Here is a 16,586-nt window from a genome sequence, read left to right as displayed (position 1 = left end):
TTTCTGGCGCTGATTCTCTGGAAATACCTGCTTTAAAAGCATGCTATTCAAGACATGGTATTTTAATCGTAAATATACTATTTGAATTTTTGTTGTGATATTCAATCGTTCCTTGATGTGCAGCAACAATTGCATGGACGACCGCCAATCCCAGCCCGGTTCCACCAAATTCTTTATTTCTGGATTGCTCCAGTCTAAAAAAAGGGTCAAACAAACTTGCTTGATACTCAGGAGCTATGCCTGGTCCTTGATCTTCAATGTGTAAAATCCATTGCTTATTGATTGTTTTTGAGGAAATATTTAATTGACCTGCATGTGCATAACGTGCTGAATTATCAATCAATGCCATCAAAATTTGCTCAATACGACGTCGATCACAATATACAGGGGTTGTGGTCAAATCAAGCTGAGGAATGAGTTGGGCATGAGCCAAACGGTCATCAAACAGCTTAAGCACCCGTTCGATACTTTCCTGTGGATTGACCCATTCATAGTTTAATCTTAGCTGCTGATTTTCAACTAAACTCAATGTTCGCAAGTCTTCCACCAGATGAGATAAACCTTCAACTTGATTTAAAAGACTTTTAAATAAGACAACGTTGGGTTCAAAAACACCATCAATGATTCCTTGCAAACGACCCTGTAAAATCGTCATTGGCGTTCTGAGTTCATGTGCAATGGCAGCATTCCACACTTGAGCATTTTTAACGGAGAGCTCAAGTTTCTGTGCCATATGGTTAAAGTTATGCATCAACTCAGATATTTCAGCTGAATGAATCTGGCGGTCATCTGCTCTTGCAGAAAGATCGCCTTGGCTGATTTTCTCGGCAGCTTCTGCCAAATAATTAATCGGTTTTATAAATCGTTGGGCAAGATGCATTCCAATAATCAGTGAAATCACCGAACCGCAAAAAACGACTGTGGCTAACCAAATCCAGTCAACAAAATGAAATTCTGTCCAGTCTTCCTGTAGCGTACTTAAGGTAATCCAGCCCACATCAATGGCATAGTTATAAATGTAATAGCCCAGCAAAACAGAAAACAGTGTCACACTCAAATTGACGATACTGAGTGCAATGAATAGCTGTTTACTGATTCCTGACTTTTTTTTCATGAACTTTGCAGCTCTATCCATCGAAATTTCACTCTCTCATTTTCTGCATTTTTTCTGATCTTACGCTTAAACATTTTATGAATAGTTTAACTCTCTATTCTTTGGCAAAGTTTCGCATCATTGATGTATCGACAATCAAATTGTATTCAATAGAACTAAAACGATTTTAAAAATTGTGAATTAAAATCAATTATGATCAACAGTCCACTACTTTTAAATATTGAGAATTCAACATCACAAGTCCCAGTATTAATCATAATGATTAAAGTTGAATGTTGCTGTGAAATTGTTCTATTCACTCAGGGATATTTAACATTAAATCATCCCTATCTTTTTATAGCATCATGAAAAAAATATAAACGCATAATCCAGGTTAATTCCATTTTAAAAAGGATGTTTGAATTTCAAAGATGATCCAGTCGATAACCAACCCCACGTACATTGATTAACATTTGCTGAAGCCCCTGTTCTTCCAGTTTTTTTCTAAGCTTACTGACATGACTATCCACTGTACGTTCCAGTGCATCACTATCAGGCAAGCAATGATTCATCAACTCGCTGCGGGTAAAGACTTTATGTGGATGGTGAATCATCAAACTGAGAATTTTATATTCAGTCAAAGTCAGATTGAGTAAAACCCTGTTGTCTTGCTGAGTCACATAGACACTATGAATATCGGTATTTATTTCAATATTTTTATAAATAAGATGGGGGTTTTGAACAGATGCATTTTGCTGCGCTCGTCTTAATACCGCCTGCACTCGGGCAACCACTTCATTTGGATTGAATGGTTTAACCACAAAATCATCTGCACCTATACGTAATGCCATCACCTTATCAATATCTTGATCCAATGCAGTCAACATAATGACGGGCGTCTGGGCCTTTTGACGAATCTTGCTCAACACTTCCCAACCGTTCATCTCAGGTAATTTAATATCTAAAAGAATTAAATCAATCTGTTGGTTTGCATGTATTTCTATCGCATGCCGCCCATTCATCGCACGAATCACCCGCATTCCTTCACGTTTTAAATAACGCTCAATAATATCGCCAATATCATATTCATCCTCGACCACAAGGATTTGTTTATCACGGCAATCAAAAGAAAATGAGGCTTCAAACATGAATGAATCATCAAATAATTTCTGTCAATCTGCATGATACGCTGATTTATCTGTCTTTCTCCACACTTTTTCCACACTTTGCTGATCAAGGTTACACAAACATCAAAAATAATGTCAGCATCAAAAACTCCCAAGGCTTGGACAGAATGCAAAAGCATCTATTACTTCCATTATTTTTATCCATTGGATTGGTACTGCAAGGTTGTGGCTCCAAGGAAGCAGCCCAACCAGAAACACCACCGGCAAAAGTCAGTGTACTGAATATCCAACCTCAATCCGTCAATTTCAGCGAGAACCTCCCTGCTCGTGTACAGGCATTCCGTACAGCTGAAATTCGCCCCCAGGTCGGCGGTATTATTGAAAAAGTGTTATTCACACAAGGCAGTGAAGTGAAGGCAGGACAGGCACTCTATAAAATTAATTCCGAAACCTTTCAAGCAGATGTGAACAGCAATCGTGCATCACTCAATAAAGCAGAAGCAGAAGTGGCACGTTTAAAAGTTCAGCTAGAACGCTATCAGCAATTGCTGCCCAGCAATGCGATCAGTAAGCAGGAAGTCAGCAATGCCCAAGCGGAGTATCGACAGGCGCTTGCAGATGTTGCACAAATGAAAGCCTTGCTGACACGCCAGAATCTCAACTTGCAATATGCCACAGTTCGTGCACCCATTTCAGGTCGAATCGGACAGTCCTTTGTCACTGAAGGCGCATTGGTCGGTCAAGGTGATACCAATAAAATGGCCACGATACAGCAGATCGATAAAGTCTATGTCGATATTAAACAATCAATCAGTGAATATGAACGATTACAAACAGCTTTACAGAATGGTGAACTGTCGGCAAATGACCAGAAGACTTTCCGAATTTCCAACAGTCATGGTCAACCCTATAACGTTACAGCAAGAATGTTGTTTGAAGACATCAATGTAGATCCAGAAACAGGCGATGTCACGATTCGTATCGAGGTGAACAATCCTGAAAGAAAGTTACTCCCTGGTATGTATGTCCGGGTCGATATTGATCGTGCGTCTGTACCTCAAGCTCTACTGATCCCTGCACAGGCCATTCAACGCAATATCAACGGTGAACCTCAAGTCTATGTGATCAATGCAAAAGGCTCAGCTGATATTCGTCCAATCGAACTGGGGCAACAATATGAACAATATTATATTGCCAACAAAGGCCTGAAAGCGGGTGACAAGGTGGTGGTTGAAGGTATTGATCGTATTCAACCTAACCAAAAACTTGAATTAACGGTATGGAAAACCCCTGTAACAACAGCGAATGCAGCTGAACCTGTGAAAATACAGGCAACACAAGGAGCTCAATGATGATGTCACAATTTTTCATTCGCCGCCCTGTCTTTGCATGGGTCATTGCGATTTTCATTATTTTATTTGGGGTATTGAGTATTCCCAAATTACCAATCGCACGATTTCCAAGTGTTGCACCTCCTCAAGTCAATATCAGTGCGACATACCCGGGAGCTACCGCTCAAACCATCAATGACAGTGTAGTCACCTTGATTGAGCGTGAATTATCAGGGGTGAAAAACCTGCTTTACTATAGTTCAACCACAGATACTTCGGGTACTGCGGAAATTTCTGCAACCTTTAAGCCGGGTACTGATGTTGAAATGGCACAGGTAGATGTACAAAACAAAATCAAAGCTGTTGAAGCACGCTTACCTCAAGTTGTTCGTCAACAAGGCTTGCAAGTTGAAGCCTCATCTTCCGGTTTTTTGATGTTGGTCGGTATCAACTCACCCAATGGTCAGTATTCAGAAGTCGATTTGAGTGATTATCTGGTCCGTAACGTGGTTGAAGAACTCAAACGTGTTGAAGGTGTCGGTAAAGTTCAATCTTTCGGTGCTGAAAAAGCCATGCGAATCTGGGTCGATCCGAATAAATTGATTTCTTATGGACTCTCGATCAGTGATGTGAATACAGCAATTCGTGAAAACAATATTGAAATTGCTCCGGGACGTCTTGGAGATCTTCCTGCTGAAAAAGGGCAATTAATCACTGTTCCTTTATCGGCTCAAGGACAATTAGGCAATGTAGAGCAATTTAAAAATATCAGCTTAAAAAGCAAAACGAATGGCAGCGTGATTAAACTTTCAGATGTTGCACAAGTTGAAATGGGTTCCCAAGCCTACAACTTTGCCATTTTAGAAGATGGACAACCGGCTACAGCAGCCGCGATTCAGTTGAGTCCGGGGGCAAATGCAGTAAAAACAGCAGAAGGTGTAAGAGCCAAAATTGAAGAGTTGAAATTAAATTTGCCAGAAGGTATGCAATATAGCATTCCTTATGACACTGCACCTTTTGTTAAAATTTCAATTGAAAAGGTCATTCATACATTACTTGAAGCCATGGTATTGGTCTTTATTGTGATGTATCTGTTTTTACACAATGTACGTTATACCCTGATTCCTGCCATTGTTGCGCCTATTGCCCTCCTCGGTACTTTCGCAGTGATGTTAGCTTTAGGCTTTTCAATCAACGTGTTGACCATGTTCGGAATGGTGCTTGCCATCGGGATTATTGTCGATGATGCGATTGTGGTGGTCGAAAATGTAGAACGGATTATGGCCACAGAAGGCTTGCCACCCAAAGAAGCAACGTCTAAGGCAATGAAAGAAATCACCAGTCCAATCATTGGAATTACACTGGTACTTGCTGCGGTATTTTTACCGATGGCCTTTGCCAGTGGCTCTGTCGGCATCATCTATCAGCAATTTACACTGACCATGTCTGTGTCGATTTTATTCTCTGCACTCTTGGCACTAATCTTAACGCCTGCCCTGTGTGCAACGATTCTAAAGCCGATTGATGGCCACCATCAAAAGAAAGGCTTTTTTGCATGGTTTGATCGTAGTTTCGATAAAGTCACCAAAAAATATGAATTGCTGTTGCTTAAAGTCATCAAACATACGATTCCCATGATGGTGATCTTTGTCGTGATCACAGGAATTACATTTGCAGGTATGAAATACTGGCCTACAGCATTTATGCCTGAGGAAGATCAAGGCTGGTTTTTAACCTCATTCCAACTGCCTTCAGATGCAACTGCGGAGCGTACTCGCAATGTCGTCAATGAATTTGAACAGCATTTGAAAGACAATCCCAATGTAAAAAGTAATACCACAATCTTGGGTTGGGGCTTTAGCGGTTCAGGTCAAAACGTAGCAATGGCTTTCACTACGCTAACAGATTTTAAAGATCGTACCGCGACAGCAACAGAGATGACCAATTCAGTCAATGCTTTTATGGCCAATAGCAAAGAAGGGGCAACCATGGCGGTATTGCCACCTGCTATTGATGAACTAGGCACGTTTTCAGGTTTTAGTTTACGTCTACAAGACCGTGGTAATTTGGGTATGCCTGCTTTACTGGCAGCCCAAGATCAGCTGATGGCAATGGCTGCCAAAAATAAAAAGTTCTATATGGTCTGGAATGAAGGTTTACCACAGGGTGACAATATTTCTTTAAAGATCGATCGTGAAAAGTTGAATGCGTTGGGTGTGAGGTTTTCTGATGTTTCTGACATTATCTCAACCTCAATGGGCTCGATGTATATCAATGATTTTCCTAATCAGGGTCGTATGCAGCAAGTCATTGTACAGGTCGATGCCAAATCGCGGATGCAATTGAAAGATATTTTAAATCTTAAAGTTGCAGGCTCGAGTGGACAATTGGTTTCGCTGTCTGAAGTCGTGAGTCCTCAATGGAGTAAAGCACCCCAACAATATAACCGCTACAACGGTCGACCATCCTTAAGTATTGCAGGTATTCCAAACTTCGACACGTCATCAGGTGATGCAATGCGCGAAATGGAACATTTGATTGCCAAATTACCTAAAGGTATCGGCTATGAATGGACAGGTATTTCTTTACAGGAAAAGCAAACCGAGTCTCAGATGGCATTTTTACTGGTGTTGTCTATGCTGGTGGTGTTCCTTGTATTGGCAGCACTTTATGAGAGTTGGAGCATACCGCTTTCAGTCATGTTGGTTGTACCCCTAGGCATTTTCGGGGCAATTGTTGCGATCATGTCGAGAGGTATGATGAATGATGTGTTCTTTAAAATTGGCTTAATTACCATTATTGGTTTATCTGCCAAAAATGCGATTTTGATTGTTGAATTTGCCAAGATGCTCAAAGAAGAAGGCATGAGCTTAATTGAAGCTACAGTTGCAGCAGCAAAACTTCGTTTACGTCCGATTCTCATGACGTCGCTTGCTTTTACCTGTGGTGTCATTCCTTTGGTGATTGCCTCTGGTGCTAGTTCTGAAACTCAGCATGCATTAGGAACAGGTGTATTTGGTGGCATGATTTCCGCGACGATTCTGGCTATCTTCTTTGTACCCGTCTTTTTCATTTTTGTCTTAGGCGCTGTAGAAAAACGATTCTCAGCAAAATCATCCAAACACAATCCCCGAGCTTAATTCAAATTAATTCATCAGAGGAAAAGTAGTTTTCCTCTGATCTTTCTTATGCGTTCATTCTATATTATTTGGTAAAAGCCATGTCTAAATCGACACTCGTTTATCGTGGACTGATGACTTCCACACTCTCAATAGCCTTGACAGCCTGTATCAATTTGCAAGCCCCAAAGCCGGTGATTCAATCCAATATTCCAGAAAATTTTACACAAAATGCTGATCAAAATCATGCAGGTCCATCAATTGCTCATCAGGGCTATCAAACATTTTTTTCAGATATTCGTTTATTGCAGGTCATTGAAATGAGCTTAAATCACAACCGTGATTTGCGTTCTGCAACACTCAATATCCAACGCGCACAACAACAGTATCAAATCACCAAAAATGACCAACTCCCGACAATTGGCGCGAATGCCAATGCGCTCAGACAAGTCAACCCAAGCATAAATCCCAATCATCCTTATGCATCATATCAAGTCGGACTTGGTATGACGGCGTATGAACTTGACTTTTGGGGGCGTGTAAAAAACTTAAAGGATGTGGCTTTAAATCATTATCTTGCAACTCAAAGTGCGCAACAGTCCACTCAAATTAGCTTAGTCAGTCAAGTGACACAGGCTTGGTTGGATTATGCCTTTGCACCAGCGAATTTGAAATTGGCAGAGCAAACCCTCATCGCGCAACAGGACTCATATAATCTCAATAAAAAGCGATTTGATGTTGGCATTGATAGTGAAGTCCCATTGCGTCAGACTCAAATTTCTGTGGAAACCGCTCAAAATGATGTTGCCACCTATAAAACTCAAGTCACACAAGCACAAAATCTGCTTAACTTATTGGTTGGACAACGTGTTCCCCAAAACCTGCTTCCCAATCAAGCAGTTGAACGTATTCGCACACAGGCTACTTTTGCGACAGGTTTGACAAGTGATTTACTGAATAATCGACCAGACATCAAGGCTGCTGAATATCAGCTACTGGCTGCGGGTGCAAATGTAGGTGCTGCGAAAGCAAGACTGTTTCCTACCATTAGCCTAACGGGTTCTGCTGGATATGCATCTACAGATCTACAAAATTTGTTTAAATCAGGCGGCTTTGTGTGGTCGATTGGGCCTAGTCTGGATCTGCCAATTTTTGATTGGGGAACTCGAAAAGCCAATATAAAAATTTCCGAAACAGATCAAATGATAGCAGTCGCAGATTATGAAAAAGCCATTCAATCTGCCTTCCGTGAAGTGAATGATGCCCTAGCAGCACAAGCTCATATTGATGAACGTTTAGGCGCGCAGCGCCGGCTCGTTTTAGCAACACAAACGACTTATCAACTCTCTTCTGCCCGATTTAAAGCAGGAATTGACAATTATCTCTCAGTTCTGGATGCGCAGCGTTCTGCCTATACGGCTCAACAGGGTTTACTCACACTAGAGCAAAGCAAATTCAACAATCAAATTGAACTGTATAAAGCTTTGGGCGGCGGATTAAATCAAAAATAAGTCATATTTACTCAAGCTTTATGCAAATCATAACGCTTGAGTAAACCAAGGCTTCACCTGCTGTGCTTTTAACTCAATCCTAACGATCTTTTACAGCGTACATATCAGATGCTTAGCTGACATGTTAATAGATAATATCCCGTGTTCGGATTTATTTTATAAACATCAACTTTTCTGATCAGTTTCAATTTTCAAAGCAGAAAAATAAATGTTACAGTATATCATAACATTTATTTTCATCCCTTTTCCTATGTCTGCTTCCCTGAATCAACGTTTACAAGCTATTGATGCGCTAAGAGGTCTAGTCATCTTAATCATGATGGTTGATCATGTCAGAGAAACCTTTTATCTACATCATCAAGTTCCAGATCCAATGCTCATTGCTGAAACAGAAGAACCACTGTTCATGAGTAGAATTTTGGCGCATTTATGTGCACCAGTTTTTGTCATTTTAACTGGCTTATCCGCATATCTCTATCAAGCAAAACATAATAGCATTCGCATGACCCGTGAGTTTTTAATCAAACGTGGGCTTTTTTTAATTTTTCTGGAACTGATCATTATCAACTTTGCATGGACAGGAAAATTTCCACCAGATGTCATTTATTTACAAGTGATTTGGGCGATTGGCATAAGTATGCTTGCTTTGGCAGTGCTGATTGGATTACCACAAAAACTACTGTGGTGTATCAGCTTGATGATTATTTTTGGTCATAATTTACTCGATCAAATTTCTTTTGAAAATATTCCAGTTTTACACAATCTGTGGCTCATCTTGCATGAACGTGGTTGGATCGAACTTGGAAATAGCGTTCGTTTAAGAACTTCATATCCTGTTTTGCCTTGGATTGGTGTCATTACCCTAGGGTATTGTATCAGCCATCTGGTTTTTGTCCCATCCAATGATGCTGCCAAGAGAAATCGGATCTTGCTCGGCTTTGGTTTAACGGGCATCGCTCTATTTTTCATCTTTAGAATCATCAATCTCTATGGTGATCAAGCATGGCAAGTTATGCCATCATTCACGCAAACATTAATGAGCTTTATGAACTTAACCAAGTATCCACCTTCGTTGCTGTTTATTCTTTGGAATGCAGGTATGGGTCTTATTCTTCTGGTTCTTCTACAAAAAGTTGAAACACAGAAATGGGTTAAACCCTTAATTGTTTTTGGTTCAGTTCCCATGTTTTTCTACATTGTTCATTTGTATCTTTTGAAAGCATTGTACCTTATTGCAGTTCAATTTTTTGGCACCACACATGGTCCATATTTTGGCGTAGATCAGGTCTCTAGTTTATGGTTGATCTCAATACTATTGAGTATTTTACTCTATCCATTGATGCTTAAATTTTCAAAGTTTAAACATCAAAACAAACATATCCGTATTTTAAAATATCTATAAAATATATTTGTGCTAAATCAACATCCACACTGCCAAAATACTGATGTTAAAAACATCTTAGCATCAGTATTTCAAAGAAAATTACAAGATCCTTAAATACTAACAATTATTTAAATATGGAATTCATCATGTTTCAGTGTTGGCTCTGATTTTAACTTCTGTGCTAAAAATTGAATAAATACCGATAGTTTGGGAGCTAAATAGCGTGTCGGTGGATAGAGTAACCACGCATCGCCACTATAGTAGGTTTTAAAATACCATTCAGGTAATATCTGGACCAATAAATTATTTGCCAAAGCCTGTCGGGTCACAAAGTAAGGTAGGCTTGCGATCCCCATATGATTCAATGCTGCTTCTAAGCGTATACCTGTGTGATTTGCAGAATAACGTCCTTTAACAACAACGCTCGTGGTTTTACTGCCTTTCTGAAACTTCCATTTTGAATCGCTGGCTTGCTCACCCAAAAAGATACATTGATGATTTACTAAATCCTGAGGTTGTTGTGGAATACCATAACGTTTGAGATACTCTGGTGTCGCGACCAGTACATGATCAATCTGTATTAGTTTTCTTCCTTTCAATCCCAACGGCGGTTCATTGGTAATCCGTATTGCCAGATCAATTTCATGATCAATAAAATCAACTAAGCGATCCTCCAACAGCATTTGAATATCCACTTTGGGATATTGTTCTAAAAATTCAGCAATATACGGGTGAATCATATAGTGTCCCACTGCTTTCGGTACGCTGATCCGTACTATACCACTGGGTTCACTGTTTAATTTTCCTGTGTTGTCGATCACTGCCTGAGCGGCATTGAGCATTTCGAGACAATGTCCATAAATTTGCTGGCCACTATCACTCAAGCGTAACTTTCGTGTCGTCCTTTGCAACAGCCTTGTTTCTAATGCCTGTTCAAGTCTTGTAATCGCTTTACTGATTGCAGAAGGGGTATTGCCCAGTTGGCGTGCTGTTTCTGAAAAGCTTCCTGTTTCGACAACTTTAACAAAAATAGCCATTTCCTGAAGTAATGCGATGCTTTGATTTGTGCCCATAAGGAAAAAGTAAATTCATTTTTTACTAGATTATCATCGTTATGATTGCTTCATATAATGCTTTTCTAGACATTTATGTAGACGTTTATATGACTCAGGCTTTATATTTATCAGACCAGACCAGTGCAGATGTTCAAGTTTTATCCTGCGAATTAAATCAAGATGGCTTATTCTCAGTTCGGCTTGAACAAACGCCCTTCCATCCTCAAGGTGGGGGACAGCCAAGTGACTTGGGTACTATCAACGATGTAGATGTCGTGCATGTTGTTCAACAGAATGGCGAGATTATTCACTATTGTCAGCGTGAAATTGCGCAGGGTCAGGCTTTTGCTCAAGTTGCCCTGAGAGAGAGACAATTTTATAGTCGCCTGCATTCCGCAGGTCATTTAATCGGACATATCATGCAGGGTTTTGGATGGCATCCTGTAAAGGCACAGCATTGGCCAGAAGATGCGAAAGTTCAATTTTCGCAATCGGAAAACTCACAAGATATCGATCAAATCCATCTACAAGAGATGTGTCAGCAATACATCCATAGTGATTTTCCCCGTATTACGCAACAAAATGACCAAGGTTATCGTGAAGTAGGTTTTGGTGACCTACCGGCATTTCCTTGTGGTGGGACACATGTTCAATCTTTATCAGACATTGGTCAAATTGAAATTACGGCGTATAAAATTAAAAAAGGCAAACTCACTGTTGCCTATAAAGTTATCGATATATGTCTATAATATTTAGGCATTTTCAAATGGATTTTTATTATCATGCAGTGCAATCTTTACACCATAAAAATTATGTATTCAATGAACTGCTTAAAGATGCAAGCCTTTTTAACTGCTTTCTTGCAATCACAATTTTTTCTTTGGTGGTTTGCAGTTGTTCGGCAATCTGTCGCATGGTCATCTTTGAACTGGTAATGATTGCTTGATTTGCCAAAAGCCAACGCTTATTTTCAATACGTTGCGGATGAGGTTTTTTGACTTTTGCATAACACCTTAAATAGCGAGCATAACTACTGACTTGATCTTTGTTGAGACCATATTGGTGATACAGATCTTCAAAACCATCTCCCAACAGTTCATCTTTATGTTCGATTGCCCATCGATGATTTAAAACAACTTTTTCCCGTTGAATATTCAGTTCTTTTCGAAGTCGGGAAACTTTGATACCTGAAAAATTCAAATGCTTCATCACAGCTTGACGGGAGTTCTGCCGTATAAAATCTGCCAGTTCTGGTGTCAGTATACAGGCATAACTGCCTCGGGACGTGCTATAAGCTCGACCTTTATAAATGATTTGACCAATCTCTGTCTTATACTCTTGATAGACATCCCAGTCCTCACCTTGCCAATCTTTAATGACTTTAATAGGATGAAGTTTAGGTTTATATCGAGAAGTCATCACAGCAGCCCTTTTAAATATGACTATACTGTTTTATAAGCTTATCTTTACAATTTCAAGATATATCGTCAAATAAATGAATTATTATTTTAATTTTTTTTAACAATTGATCACTTTATAAGGCATTTTCGTAAAATTTATCCAATATCCTGAAAAGTATCTTCCACTTTAATATTGAAACAATCTTAAACAGAACTTTTTATATAGCAAAACTTATACCCTCATACACCACCATTTAAATATGCTACCCATCAAAATTGTTCACTAAATTCTAAAAATGGGGAAAAATTTAACCCATAAATGCGCTCAAATAAACAATTGATTTATAAATTAATAATGACTTGGTAAATCTGTTCTAATTGCTGGCAAAAGTCTTTCATCTGTTGTTCTGTCATATCAGCCGTACTGATCCTTATTCCCTCAATATCTTGATTGACACTAAAATCTCGACCTGAACGTACCAACCAACCTCGTTGCGATAAAATTTTGCTGATTTTATCTGCGTAGGGCAATTCAAGCCAAATATTTAGACCATCATAGTACTCAGCACAAGGAATATTAAACTGCTGTAAATACTGGACAATTTTTTGATTTTGTCGCTGATAATAAGATTTTGCCTGATTTAAATTTATCGAGAACTGTTGAGCACTGAACAATTGAAGCACCATTTCTTGAATGATATGACTCACCCATGTTGACCCTGCATTCAATTTACGGCGTAATCTATCTGAAGTCTCAGCGTCACAACAAACAAATGCAAAACGGAAATCTGGCGATAAATATTTGGATACCGAACGCACCACTGCCCAGTGCTTGGTCGTTGTCGGAATGATATGTTGATAAAGGTTTCGGGAAAGTACAGAAAAGTGATCATCCACAATGACCAATACATGTGGATATTTTATCAACAGCCTAGAAATTTTTTCAGCCTGCATGCGGTCTAAACTATAGCCTGTAGGATTTTGCGCACGTGGCGTAATCACCAGCGCTTGAGCACCTTCATATAAAGCTTGTTCAATTGTATCGAGATCGAAACCGTTGCTTGTGACTGTAAAAGGTTGCATTTTAAATTGCTGATGTTCAATGGCAGAGATACTGGTGATAAACCCTGGTTGCTCAACAGCCACTGAATCTGATGGCACTAGGTAGGCAGTGAGTATTCGCTCGATAGCATCGACTGCGCCATAGGTAAATTCAATCGAAAATGGTTGAGAAATATCCGCAAAAATCTGTTGTTGTGCAATGTTTAATAATTCAGGATGATAGATGCTTTCGCCATATAAATGACCGTTCATATGGCTGAAATTAATTTGATCTAGAGCAGGTAGGCATCCTCGATGGGGATTACCGTGTGCCAAATCGACTGTACCCTCATCTAAGGATTGAAAGCCTTCTGATATGCGAGAGGATTGCTGTGATTTGACTTGTGTGCCTAAGCGTCCTTTAGACACCACAATACCCATTGCCACTAAACTTTTATAGGCAGCAGCTACCGTATTTCGGTTAAGCCCAAGTTGTTCCGCTAACTCACGCACACTGGGCAGGAAGTCACCTTCACTTAACTGCCCTTCATTAATCAATGCACGGATATTGTCTTGAATATCCTGAGCGCTGTTGCCTTTAATTTTCATAAAAAAATCTATATTAAGTTTTATACAGGAATGAGATTTTTGAGCCAGTCACTTAATAACAGATGAGCTTTGTCCTGTAAGAGTCGCCCATATAGTACATTTTCTTGACGTAACTTTAAAATATCAATTTTCGTCTGATTAAGTTCAGTAGCGTGTCCAATTAACCAACGCTCTAATGTTTTAGGGTCAACTTCAACATGAAACTGCAATGCCAGAATATTAAGTCCGACTGAAAAGGCTTGATTGGGATAATAAATTGAACCTGCCAAGCGTTTAGCGGATTCAGGTAAATCAAAAGTATCACCATGCCAATGTAAAACCTGTACATTTTCCAGATGCTTTAAAGGCGAGGCAAAGCCTTGACTGGTAATGGTCAATCGGCTCCAACCTATTTCTTTGATATGCCCCTGATAAACTGCTGCGCCTAGAGCCATTGCTATTAACTGAGCACCTAAACAAATGCCCAATGTTGGATAGTTGCGGGCTAGACGTATACGTAATCCATCAATTAAATCCGATAAATAAGGATAGTTTGCCGTTTCATAGACACCAATCGGTCCGCCCAATAAAATAACAGGATGTTTCGAAGCTAGGGCATCATCCAGCGTATCGACACCTAACTGTAAATACTGAATTTGATAATTTAAGTCATTCAGTGTCTGTGCAAAGCTGCCTAAATCTTCAAATGCCAAAGTTTGAATCGCATAGATCATTTTCATCGTGGTTACGCTACTTTTTCCTTGGGATGGGTGGCTTTAAGCAAGCCACATATTTGTTCAGCTAAATACTCAATTTGTACGCTATTGATAATATAAGGCGGCAGTAAACGAATAATTTTTCCTTGCGTGACATTCACCAAGATATCAAATTCTTCACTGGCTATTTTTGTCAGGTTTTCAATTGGATGTATGAGTTCAATCGCAATCATTAAGCCCACGCCACGAACGGATTGAACATTGTTTAATCCTGTCAATTTGGACTGAAGTAAATCGAGTAATTGATAACCTTTGGCATGAATTGAGGATAAATAGTGGGTTTCTAGCAGGTCTAACACTCGATACGCCACCCGACAGGCCAAAGGGTTTCCGCCAAAGGTAGAACCATGCAAACCTGACTGCAATAACTCACCCAATTTAGGATGTGTTAAACAAGCACCGATCGGCAAACCGTTGCCCAAACCTTTGGCAAGAGTGAGTACATCCGGGCAAATCTCAGCTTGCTGATAATAAAACCATGTTCCGGTACGCCCGAGTCCACATTGAATTTCATCCAACATCAGTAACCAATCTTGTTGATCACACAATGCCCTGAGTTGCTTTAAATAAAATGGGGAAGCAATATTCACTCCTGCTTCACCCTGAATAGGCTCAAGCAAGATCGCCACGATATCTGGATCATTTTGATACATTTCAATGGCAGCAAAATCATGAAATGCGACAAATTCAAAACCTGTTAATAACGGACCAAAAGCCTGACGATAATCAGGTTTAGCCGTTGCGGACAATGCACCTAATGTTCGACCATGAAATGCATGTTGCATCACAATAATTTTTGGACATTGAATACCCCGCTGATGGCCATATAAACGCGCCAACTTAATGGCAGTTTCATTGGCTTCTGCACCTGAGTTACAAAAAAATGTCTGGGTTAAACCTGTGATCTGTGCCAGTTTTTCAGCTAGACGCTCATTCCAAGTATGTTTAAACAAATTTGAGAGATGTAAAATTTTTTGTGATTGCGCGACGATTTCCGTATGAATGTCAGGATGTGCATGCCCAAGCAAGGTGACACCGACTCCAGAAATGGCATCTAAATAGCGCTTATTTTGACGGTCCCATAAATAACACCCTTGACCATGTTGAAATTCAATGTCTAAAGGTTGGTAAACAGGCATTAAATAACTCATGTGATCTCCTGCGACAAAATATTCATCGAACAGGGCTTATAGACATATGCCGTCCCCAAGCGCTGCATCGCCCCTTCTTTCTGCATAAGAAAACGAGCATCTTCAATGACCTGATGTAATTCATAACTCAATTCAGTCGTATGCTGTAGATAACTCAACAAAGTATTGATTTTCATTAAAGCATGCAGAGATTGGCTTTGAAAATGTCCCAATAATTTACCCTGTTGATAGATGGTTAATTGATAATGTTGACTCATCTTGACTTACTCCGCCCAGTAATAATGGTCAGGCAATGCTCTTGCACCAAAAATCGCCTGCCCAACGCGAATATCCGTTGCACCTTCTTCGATGGCTATTTCAAAATCGCCAGACATGCCCATAGATAAACGCTGGACATCAGGATAATTTTTTTGAATTTGATCTCTTAATACCCGTAAAGTCTGGAAACATCGCCTCACCTCAACAACATCTTGGCTGTGAATAGCCAGGGTCATTAATCCAACAATTTTAAACTGAGTAAACTGCTGACACTGCTCAATCAAGGCTAAGGCTTGTTCTGGTTCAACGCCAAATTTACTGTTTTCATTGGATGTATTTACCTGAATAAAAACAGGAATTTTACGTTGTTCAAGCAATAAGCGATGATTCAGTTTTTCTGCAAGTTTAATACTGTCTAAGGCATGAAACTCATCCATAAATTTGGCAGCATACTTCACTTTATTGGTTTGTAGATGCCCAATCAAAATCCAATGAATTGGTAAGTGTTGTAGCGCTTCATACTTGGCTTTCGCCTCTAACACTTTATTTTCACCAAAACTGCAAAAGCCCAATTGATATGCCTGCTCAATTTTTTCAATAGCTAAAGTTTTGGTCACAGGCAATAAGCGAATCTCTGCAGGATTACGTCCTATTTTTTGGCATATCGCTTCAATCCGTTGCTGAACCTCACTAAAGTTTTGCTGCAACCCAATCAAATTGCTTGGCGTAATAAAGCGTTCCATAAGAAATAA

At 39.7% G+C, this 16,586-nt stretch carries 14 protein-coding genes; 5 read left to right on the top strand and 9 right to left on the bottom strand.

Annotated elements, in window-relative coordinates; all coding sequences use genetic code 11:
* Positions 1–43 precede the first annotated feature (43 nt).
* Both adeS and adeR read right to left on the bottom strand, forming a co-directional pair.
* Positions 44–1,114, bottom strand: a complete 1,071-nt coding sequence (gene adeS / locus OSH00_RS14775; protein ID WP_266131065.1) for a two-component sensor histidine kinase AdeS — start codon at positions 1,112–1,114, stop codon at positions 44–46.
* A 404-nt stretch (positions 1,115–1,518) separates the two neighbouring features.
* Positions 1,519–2,241, bottom strand: a complete 723-nt coding sequence (gene adeR / locus OSH00_RS14770; protein ID WP_266131064.1) for an efflux system response regulator transcription factor AdeR — start codon at positions 2,239–2,241, stop codon at positions 1,519–1,521.
* A gap of 146 nt (positions 2,242–2,387) precedes the next feature.
* On the opposite strand from adeR, the gene OSH00_RS14765 reads away from it, so the two are divergent.
* From OSH00_RS14765 to OSH00_RS14750, 4 genes are all read left to right on the top strand, one after another.
* A complete protein-coding gene (locus tag OSH00_RS14765) occupies positions 2,388–3,572 on the top strand; it encodes an efflux RND transporter periplasmic adaptor subunit (protein WP_266131128.1) in 1,185 nt (394 codons plus the stop codon).
* On the top strand, positions 3,572–6,691 hold the full coding sequence (locus tag OSH00_RS14760; RefSeq protein ID WP_266131063.1) for an efflux RND transporter permease subunit: 3,120 nt from the start codon (positions 3,572–3,574) through the stop codon (positions 6,689–6,691). Before OSH00_RS14765 ends, OSH00_RS14760 begins: the two co-directional genes overlap by 1 nt.
* Positions 6,692–6,771: 80 nt before the next feature.
* Positions 6,772–8,181 carry an AdeC/AdeK/OprM family multidrug efflux complex outer membrane factor gene (gene adeC / locus OSH00_RS14755; protein ID WP_266131062.1) on the top strand — a complete coding sequence of 470 codons (1,410 nt, stop codon included), beginning with the start codon at positions 6,772–6,774 and terminating at the stop codon, positions 8,179–8,181.
* Between the two features lie 250 nt (positions 8,182–8,431).
* Positions 8,432–9,583, top strand: coding sequence for an acetyltransferase domain-containing protein (locus tag OSH00_RS14750; RefSeq protein ID WP_266131127.1), 1,152 nt, complete (start codon positions 8,432–8,434; stop codon positions 9,581–9,583).
* Between the two features lie 110 nt (positions 9,584–9,693).
* Here the strand turns inward: OSH00_RS14750 and OSH00_RS14745 are convergent, their stop codons facing one another.
* On the bottom strand, positions 9,694–10,638 hold the full coding sequence (locus OSH00_RS14745) for a LysR family transcriptional regulator (protein WP_266131061.1): 945 nt from the start codon (positions 10,636–10,638) through the stop codon (positions 9,694–9,696).
* A gap of 89 nt (positions 10,639–10,727) precedes the next feature.
* Here OSH00_RS14745 and OSH00_RS14740 point away from each other — a divergent pair, with 89 nt between their 5' ends.
* Entirely contained in the window at positions 10,728–11,369 is a 642-nt protein-coding gene (locus OSH00_RS14740; protein ID WP_266131126.1) for an alanyl-tRNA editing protein, read from the top strand.
* A gap of 61 nt (positions 11,370–11,430) precedes the next feature.
* Here OSH00_RS14740 and OSH00_RS14735 read toward each other — a convergent pair whose 3' ends face one another.
* From OSH00_RS14735 to OSH00_RS14710, 6 genes are all read right to left on the bottom strand, one after another.
* A complete protein-coding gene (locus tag OSH00_RS14735; RefSeq protein WP_266131060.1) occupies positions 11,431–12,039 on the bottom strand; it encodes a hypothetical protein in 609 nt (202 codons plus the stop codon).
* 323 nt (positions 12,040–12,362) lie between these two features.
* Positions 12,363–13,670: an aminotransferase class I/II-fold pyridoxal phosphate-dependent enzyme gene (locus OSH00_RS14730; protein ID WP_266131059.1), complete on the bottom strand. Its 1,308-nt coding sequence runs from the start codon at positions 13,668–13,670 to the stop codon at positions 12,363–12,365.
* Between the two features lie 20 nt (positions 13,671–13,690).
* Positions 13,691–14,389, bottom strand: coding sequence for a glutamine amidotransferase (locus tag OSH00_RS14725; RefSeq protein WP_266131058.1), 699 nt, complete (start codon positions 14,387–14,389; stop codon positions 13,691–13,693).
* A 5-nt stretch (positions 14,390–14,394) separates the two neighbouring features.
* Complete coding sequence (locus OSH00_RS14720; RefSeq protein WP_266131057.1) at positions 14,395–15,576, bottom strand: aspartate aminotransferase family protein; 1,182 nt, start codon at positions 15,574–15,576, stop codon at positions 14,395–14,397.
* Positions 15,573–15,833 carry a hypothetical protein gene (locus OSH00_RS14715; RefSeq protein WP_266131056.1) on the bottom strand — a complete coding sequence of 87 codons (261 nt, stop codon included), beginning with the start codon at positions 15,831–15,833 and terminating at the stop codon, positions 15,573–15,575. The genes OSH00_RS14720 and OSH00_RS14715 overlap by 4 nt, the downstream gene beginning before the upstream one ends.
* A 6-nt stretch (positions 15,834–15,839) precedes the next feature.
* Positions 15,840–16,577 (bottom strand): YggS family pyridoxal phosphate-dependent enzyme, encoded by a 738-nt coding sequence (locus OSH00_RS14710; protein ID WP_266131055.1) that lies wholly within the window; start codon positions 16,575–16,577, stop codon positions 15,840–15,842.
* Between the last annotated feature and the right edge of the window lie 9 nt (positions 16,578–16,586).

Origin of the sequence: Acinetobacter nematophilus (genome assembly GCF_026344175.1) — a bacterium.
Lineage (GTDB): Bacteria > Pseudomonadota > Gammaproteobacteria > Pseudomonadales > Moraxellaceae > Acinetobacter > Acinetobacter nematophilus.
The sequence above is the reverse complement of the archived record's forward strand: the minus strand, read 5'-3'. Positions and strand labels throughout refer to the sequence as shown.

Excerpts from the sequence above, each read along its gene's own strand:
- OSH00_RS14745 (WP_266131061.1), bottom strand. The coding sequence starts at position 10,638 with ATGGGCACAAATCAAAGCATCGCATTACTTCAGGAAATGGCTATTTTT.
- adeR (WP_266131064.1), bottom strand. The coding sequence starts at position 2,241 with ATGTTTGAAGCCTCATTTTCTTTTGATTGCCGTGATAAACAAATCCTT.
- OSH00_RS14760 (WP_266131063.1), top strand. The coding sequence starts at position 3,572 with ATGATGTCACAATTTTTCATTCGCCGCCCTGTCTTTGCATGGGTCATT.
- OSH00_RS14740 (WP_266131126.1), top strand. The coding sequence starts at position 10,728 with ATGACTCAGGCTTTATATTTATCAGACCAGACCAGTGCAGATGTTCAA.
- OSH00_RS14750 (WP_266131127.1), top strand. The coding sequence starts at position 8,432 with ATGTCTGCTTCCCTGAATCAACGTTTACAAGCTATTGATGCGCTAAGA.
- OSH00_RS14715 (WP_266131056.1), bottom strand. The coding sequence starts at position 15,833 with ATGAGTCAACATTATCAATTAACCATCTATCAACAGGGTAAATTATTG.
- OSH00_RS14720 (WP_266131057.1), bottom strand. The coding sequence starts at position 15,576 with ATGAGTTATTTAATGCCTGTTTACCAACCTTTAGACATTGAATTTCAA.
- OSH00_RS14730 (WP_266131059.1), bottom strand. The coding sequence starts at position 13,670 with ATGAAAATTAAAGGCAACAGCGCTCAGGATATTCAAGACAATATCCGT.
- OSH00_RS14710 (WP_266131055.1), bottom strand. The coding sequence starts at position 16,577 with ATGGAACGCTTTATTACGCCAAGCAATTTGATTGGGTTGCAGCAAAAC.
- OSH00_RS14765 (WP_266131128.1), top strand. The coding sequence starts at position 2,388 with ATGCAAAAGCATCTATTACTTCCATTATTTTTATCCATTGGATTGGTA.
- adeS (WP_266131065.1), bottom strand. The coding sequence starts at position 1,114 with ATGAAAAAAAAGTCAGGAATCAGTAAACAGCTATTCATTGCACTCAGT.
- adeC (WP_266131062.1), top strand. The coding sequence starts at position 6,772 with ATGTCTAAATCGACACTCGTTTATCGTGGACTGATGACTTCCACACTC.
- OSH00_RS14735 (WP_266131060.1), bottom strand. The coding sequence starts at position 12,039 with ATGACTTCTCGATATAAACCTAAACTTCATCCTATTAAAGTCATTAAA.
- OSH00_RS14725 (WP_266131058.1), bottom strand. The coding sequence starts at position 14,389 with ATGAAAATGATCTATGCGATTCAAACTTTGGCATTTGAAGATTTAGGC.